6 protein-coding genes and 4 pseudogenes are annotated in these 6283 nt (G+C 69.0%); 7 read left to right on the top strand and 3 right to left on the bottom strand.

All coding sequences use genetic code 11. The annotated features are described in order from the left end of the window. Positions 1-209: DUF4277 domain-containing protein (locus FF86_RS30745; RefSeq protein ID WP_313954403.1), on the bottom strand; the 209-nt coding region annotated here is incomplete at its 3' end. A gap of 29 nt (positions 210-238) precedes the next feature. Here FF86_RS30745 and FF86_RS30740 point away from each other — a divergent pair. From FF86_RS30740 to FF86_RS63495, 4 genes and pseudogenes are all read left to right on the top strand, one after another. Continuing rightward, positions 239-550: pseudogene (locus FF86_RS30740) on the top strand (SAM-dependent methyltransferase); the annotation flags it as partial. Between the two features lie 245 nt (positions 551-795). Continuing rightward, a pseudogene (htpG, locus tag FF86_RS61415) lies at positions 796-1913 on the top strand (molecular chaperone HtpG); the annotation flags it as partial. A 1-nt stretch (position 1914) separates the two neighbouring features. After that, positions 1915-2678: pseudogene (locus FF86_RS61410) on the top strand (molecular chaperone HtpG); the annotation flags it as partial. Position 2679: 1 nt separating this feature from the next. Next, on the top strand, positions 2680-2742 hold a 63-nt coding region (locus FF86_RS63495; RefSeq protein ID WP_255355981.1), incomplete at its 5' end, for a hypothetical protein. A 15-nt stretch (positions 2743-2757) separates the two neighbouring features. On the opposite strand, the gene FF86_RS30730 is transcribed toward FF86_RS63495, so the two are convergent. Continuing rightward, positions 2758-3768, bottom strand: coding sequence for a threonine/serine dehydratase (locus FF86_RS30730; RefSeq protein ID WP_044888744.1), 1011 nt, complete (start codon positions 3766-3768; stop codon positions 2758-2760). 438 nt (positions 3769-4206) lie between these two features. Between FF86_RS30730 and tnpC the strand changes: the two genes are divergently transcribed. From tnpC to FF86_RS69550, 3 genes and pseudogenes are all read left to right on the top strand, one after another. Continuing rightward, positions 4207-5631 carry an IS66 family transposase gene (gene tnpC / locus FF86_RS30725; protein WP_063870546.1) on the top strand — a complete coding sequence of 475 codons (1425 nt, stop codon included), beginning with the start codon at positions 4207-4209 and terminating at the stop codon, positions 5629-5631. Between the two features lie 7 nt (positions 5632-5638). After that, positions 5639-5765: pseudogene (locus tag FF86_RS69555) on the top strand (hypothetical protein); the annotation flags it as partial. A 1-nt stretch (position 5766) separates the two neighbouring features. Further along, positions 5767-5902, top strand: a 136-nt coding sequence (locus tag FF86_RS69550; protein ID WP_396230207.1) for a hypothetical protein, incomplete at its 5' end; no start/stop codon positions are given. A 222-nt stretch (positions 5903-6124) separates the two neighbouring features. On the opposite strand, the gene FF86_RS61405 is transcribed toward FF86_RS69550, so the two are convergent. Next, positions 6125-6283 (bottom strand): transposase (locus FF86_RS61405; RefSeq protein WP_242419928.1); only part of this gene is annotated, 159 nt, incomplete at both ends.

Raw genomic sequence — 6283 nt, 5'->3', positions numbered from 1 at the left:
TCGAAGACCTCCTCGACCGCCCAGGCCGCCGCCCAGTCGGCGACCCGGACCATCGCGGTCGGGCAGGTCAACCGGTTGGCGATGAGGACCTCGATGACCTGGCCGTGGGTCAGCCGGGCGTCCTCGCGGACCGGGCAGAGTCGGTCGACGACGCTGGCCACCCCAAGCCGGCGCAGGAAGTCCCGCACGACCGGCAGCGCGCCGAGCATCTTCTCCACGCTCGGAGGTCCATAACCCNCCACGACCGTCACAGGCGGGAACCGTGCCAGGCCCACCACTCCACCCCGCGGCAAACCCGACACGGAACAACCAAAAGATCACGGAACTGTCACATCGCACGAACGTGCGAAGGACAGGGCTAGCCGAGGCTGCGGACCTTCGTCTTCGAGAGGTCGCGACCGCGATCCGTTCCGCCGCCGACCAGGGTCTCGGTGGCGTCACACCGACCGAGGTCGACCGCTGGTGGAGCGACCTGGAAGCGGCCGACGCGGCCGACGAATTCCTCTTCAGCGAGACCGCCTACATCGTCACCGCGCGCCTGCCCGGCTGAGGGGCCGCCCGAAGGTTCCCCGACGCGGCATCGATGATCAGGACACGGCCCGCNCCTCCTCCGCAGGTGCTCCGAAGGCGCGCGTGAGAACGAGTCCGGCTGCGCTAATATTTGACTCCGCGAATGGGGGACGCCGGTAGCGCTGTGCCGTCTCCGGGTTGGCGCGCCGCAGGAGTGCCTCCCCGGCCGCATGGGACCCCGCGTTGATCCTGCCCCGAACTGCCCGTGTCCGCATGGAGGTCTGCGTGAGCAACCGGATCGAGACGCTTGAATTTCAGGCCGAGGCCCGTCAACTTCTGCAGTTGATGGTCCATTCGATCTACTCGGACAAGGACATCTTCCTGCGCGAGCTGATCTCCAACGCGTCCGACGCCCTCGACAAGCTTCGTCTCGAGTCGCTGGTCAACAAAGAACTGCAGGCTGACACGTCCGACCTGCACATCGACATCGAGGTCGACCGGGAGACGCGCACTCTCACGGTGCGCGACAACGGTGTCGGCATGTCCCGGGACGACGTCGTCGAGCTGATCGGCACCATCGCGAAGTCGGGAACGGCCGAGGTGCTCCGCAAGCTGAAGGAGTCGAAGGACGCCGCCGCGTCACAGGACCTCATCGGGCAGTTCGGCGTCGGCTTCTACTCCACGTTCATGGTGGCGGACACGGTCACGCTGCTGACCCGGCGGGCCGGCACGAGCGGCGGCACGCGGTGGGAGTCCAGCGGCGAGGGCACCTACGTCATCGCCGACGTCGACGACGCGCCGCAGGGCACCGCGGTCACCGTGCACCTCAAGCCCGAGGACACCGAGGACCATCTGTTCGACTACACCGCCGAATGGAAGATCCGCGAGATCGTCAAGAAGTACTCCGACTTCATCGCGTGGCCCATCCGGATGGCCGTCGAGCGCACGAACGAGGCCGGCACGAACGATGCCAGCACAGGCGAGGCCGGCGCGGCCACGACCGAAATCCAGACCCTCAACTCGATGAAGGCGTTGTGGGCGCGCCCGCGCGACGAGGTCGACCAGGCCGAGTACCACGAGCTCTACCGCCACCTCAGCCACGACTGGACCGACCCGCTCGAGACCATCCACATGAAGGGCGAGGGGCTCTTCGAGTACGAGGCGCTGCTGTTCCTCCCGTCCCACGCACCGCTCGACCTGTTCGCGCAGGACGGCCGGCGCGGCGTCCAGCTCTACGTCAAGCGCGTGTTCATCATGGACGACTGCCAGGCGCTCATGCCGAACTATCTGCGCTTCGTCAAGGGCGTCGTCGACGCGCACGACCTGTCGCTGAACATCTCGCGTGAGATCCTCCAGCAGGACCGTCAGATCCAGCAGGTTCGCCGCCGGCTGGTCAAGAAGGTNCTCTCCACCGTCAGGCAGTTGCAGACCGACGACGCCGAGCGCTATCGGACCTTCTGGAAGGAGTTCGGCCCCGTCGTCAAGGAAGGGCTGCTCGACGACGTCGACAACCAGGAGGCGATCCTGGACATCGTCTCCGTCGCGTCGACGCGTGACCCGGAGCAGACGACGACCCTGCGGGAATACGTCGAGCGGATGAAGGACGGCCAGGACGACATCTACTACATGACCGGCGAGTCGCGGTTGATGGTCGAGAAGTCGCCCCACATGGAGGCGTTCCAGGCCCGCGGCTACGAGGTCCTGATCCTGACGGACCCGGTCGACGAGGTGTGGGTCGAGCGGGTGGCGCAGTTCGACGGAAAGCCGCTGCGCTCAATCGCCAAGGGCCAGGTCGATCTCGGCACGGCGGACGAGAAGGAGAGCGCCGAACCCGAGCGGGAACAGCAGCAGAAGGATTTCGCCGAGCTGCTGTCCTGGCTGGCAAAGACCCTGCAGGAGCAGGTGAAGGAGGTTCGTCTGTCGTCGCGCCTCACGACGTCACCGGCCTGCCTCGTGGGCGACACCTACGACATCACCCCGACCCTGGAGAAGATGTACCGCGCCATGGGGCAGAACGTGCCGCATCCCAAGCGCATCCTGGAGCTCAATCCCACTCATCCCCTGGTGTCGGGGTTGCGGAAGGCCCATGAGCAGCAGGACGCGGACTCCGACGTTCTCGGCGAGACGGCCGAGCTGCTGTACGGCATGGCCCTGCTCGCCGAGGGCGGNGAACTCCCCGACCCGTCCCGCTTCACTCGCATCCTCGCCGACCGGCTCGCGAACACCCTGTAGCGGGAGGCGCAGAGGTCAGGGCCTGCGGGTGGAAGCCGGACCGACCCAGCGGTGGTAGGCGTCCACGTCGACGTTGCTGCCGCACACGATGGTGACGACATGGCGGCCGGCGAAGCGGTCACGGTCTTCGAGGATTGCCGCGATGCCGAGCGCGGCCGACGGTTCGACGACGAGGCCGGCGTGGTCGAGCAGCATCCGCATCCCGGCGATGATCGACGCCTCCTGGACCAGGACGGCATCGTCCGCGACCAGGAGCAGGTCGGCCAGGACGGCCGGGATCGGACGCCGGCCGGCGACGCCGTCCGCGATGGTGTTCGTCGCGTCGGTGGTGACGACGCGCCGCCCGCGCCACGAGAGGGTCATCGCCGGTGCGCCCAGCGGCTGGACGCAGATCACCTCGACGCCGGGCGCCAGGGCCTTCACCACATGACCCACCCCGGTGGCCAGCGCCCCGCCGCCGAGAGCAATCAGGACGGCGTCGAACGACGGCGCGGTGTCCACCGGTTCCGGGCCCACCAGTTCCGGGCCCACCAGTTCCAGGCCGATGGTCGCCGCGCCCTCGCAGGTCTCGAGGTCCAGGCTGTCCTCGACCAGCCGGATGCCGTCGTGCCGCGCGACGGCCGCCGCCCGCTCCCGAGCCAGGTCGAAGTCGCCGTCCACCAGCTCCACCCTGGCGTCCAGGGCGCGGATGCGATCAAGCTTGGCCGCAGGGGCGAAGCGGGAGGCCACGACGGTGACGTCGAGCCCCCGGCCGCGACCGGACCAGGCGAGGGCCTGGCCAAGGTTGCCCGCGCTGGCGCACACCACGGCTCGCGAGCCATGCTCGGCAAGCTGGCTCGCGACCACCTCGGTACCGCGGGCCTTGAAGCTGCGGACCGGGTTCGCCGTTTCGAGCTTGATGCTCACCGCGCACCCGAGGGCGGGCTCCAGCGCCTCGCAGCGGTACAGCGGCGTGTCGAGAAAAACCGGGTCGATCACCCGGCGAGCCGCCCGGATCCGAGCAGTGTCGAGACGCGTCCCCTGCACGACACAGCAGCGTAGCGCCGCCGGCGATGTTCGGTTTGGGTGAACCCGATCAGCGCGGCCGACGGCGGCAAGTTCGCCGAGCAACGCGCCGGCGAAATCGAGCGAGCCCGCAAGCGGCACGCCGTGAGAAATTGTCAATACCTGTGGATTGAGGGCGGGGAGGGCGGTTAGCCGGTTCCTGAGGGTTGGGGTGCGTCGTTGATAACCATGTCTACGAAGGTCAGCGCTTCGGTCCGTCGGGTGAGGGGGTTGCGGTAGAGGGACCGACGATGATCGGCACGTCGTATGCGTAGGCATTCGTCGATGATGCGATGCCACCGTGGTCCGAAGGTTGAAGCGTAGCTGTTCAGCTTGGTTGAGCGGCTGTCTTGCGGATCTTGTCTGGTGATCGGTCTCGTGGTTGCCTGCCGGCGGGTCAAGATCGGTTAGGTTGTGGGGGTGGAGTCCGTCGGCCGGCCGAGCTATGAGGAGCTCGTGCGCCTGGTCGCGGAACAGGCCGCGGTGATCGAGCGGCTGACGGCACGGGTCGCCGAGCTCGAACGCAGGCTTGGCGCGGACAGTTCGACGTCGTCGCGTCCGCCGTCGTCGGACAGCCCGTTCACGAAGGCACCGAAGCGGTCGTCGCGGTCGTCGTCGGGCCGTCCGCGTGGGAAGCAGCCCGGTGAGCCCGGCCAGACCCGGAACATGGTCGCTGACCCGGACGAGGTCGTCACGCTCGACCCGTCGTCGTGCGCGGGGTGCGGTGGTTCTCTGGCGGGGGCGCCGGTGTTCGGGGTGCGCCGTCATCAGGTGTTCGACGTCCCGCCTCCGCCGCCGAGGCCGTATGTGACCGAGTATCGGGTCGTGGCGCGGGTCTGCCCGTGCTGTACGGCGACCACCAGCGCGGACGCCCCGGCGGGGGTGACCGGCCGGGTCGGCTACGGGCCGGGCCTGCTTGCGCGGGCGGTCTGGCTGGTGTGCGCCCAGCACCTCCCGGTCCGCCGGGCCGGCCGGGTGCTCGCCGTCCTGGCCGGCGCCGCGGTCTCGACGGGCTGGGTCGCCACCGTGCGGGGCCGGGCCGCCCGCCTGCTGGAGGTCACGTTCCTGCCCCGGGTGCGGGCGCTCGTCGCCGCCGCGCCGGTCGCGCACGCGGACGAGACCACCGCCCGCGCCGACGGCGCCCTGCGTTACCTGCACGTCGCGTGCACCGACTACCTGACCGTGATGCACGTCGGGGACCGCTCAGCCGCCACGATCGACGCCGGCGGGGTCTGGCCCGCCTTCACCGGGGTGCTGGTCCGGGACGGCTACAGCGGCTACGCCCATCTGGCCGGGGCCTTGCACGCCTGGTGCGGCGCCCACCTGCTGCGGGACCTGCGCCAGGTCCACGACGGTGACCCGCCCGGGCAGGTCTGGGCCGACGCACTGGCCACCACCCTGCTCGACGCCCACCACGCCGCGACCGCCGCCCGCGCGGCCGGCCACCATGCCCTCGACCCGGCTATCTTCGCCGAGATCCGCAACCACCACCTCGGCGCGCTCGCCCGCGGTGAGACCGACAACCAGGGGAAACGAAGCCCCCTCGCGCAGGACGCCCGGACTCTGATCCGCCGGTTCCGCCGCTACGAGGACATGATCCTCCGGTTCGCGACCGACCTGACGGTCCCCTTCTCGAACAATCTCGCGGAACGTGACGTCCGACCAGTCAAGATCCAACAACGGGTCTCCGGTGGCTGCTGGCGAACCCTGACCGGCCTCGCGGACTTCGCCATCGTGCAGTCCTACCTGTCCACCGCCAGCAAATGGGGCGTCGACACCCTCGACGCCCTCGTCCAACTGTTCACCACGGGCCCCTGGCTCCCACCCGCCGCACACCCGGCCTGAACAGCACATTCAGCCTCGACCTCAGCTGAACAGCTACGTTGAAGCCACCGCCCACAACCTCGGGGTCAGCCTGAACGAGCTTGGCGAGCACAGCACAGCACGCGCCCTGCGCGACGACGCCCTCACCCGCCAACNCACCGCCCTCGGCTCCGACCACCCCCACACCCTCGCCACCACCCGCGCGCTCAGGTGGACCTTGGACCAACTTGGAAAGCGGCCCTCAGAGCCACAGCGATCGCCCAGATGGCGCAGAGCGTGGGACAGGCGGTGAACAGCCACGCTGGTGCAGTAACGCTCTTTCGCGCTTCGTCCAGTCAACTTGAGGAATTGTCAAGACCTGTGGATGGTGATCGTTAAGCGGCTTGGTTGACGGGTGTGGTGGNGGGTCGTTCGACGAGCTGGNCGGCTTCGAAGACGGCGCCGGCGCGGACGAGGGCGACGAGGTGGGGTGCGTTGACCGCNCGCCAGCGGGCCTGGGCGGCCTCGATGAGCNTGAACGCCATCGCCAGCCCGGCGGCTCGTGATCCCGGTCCCTTGGTGACGCGGGTGCGGTGGCGCACGGTCGCGAACGTGGACTCGATCGGGTTCGTGGTCCGCAGGTGCACCCAGTGCTCGGCGGGGTAGTCGTAGAACGCCAGCAGCACGTCCAGAT

Origin of the sequence: Frankia sp. CpI1-P (assembly GCF_001421075.1) — a bacterium.
Taxonomy (GTDB): domain Bacteria; phylum Actinomycetota; class Actinomycetes; order Frankiales; family Frankiaceae; genus Frankia; species Frankia torreyi.
Note: the sequence above shows the minus strand (reverse complement) of the source record. Positions and strands in the feature narration are given on the sequence as shown.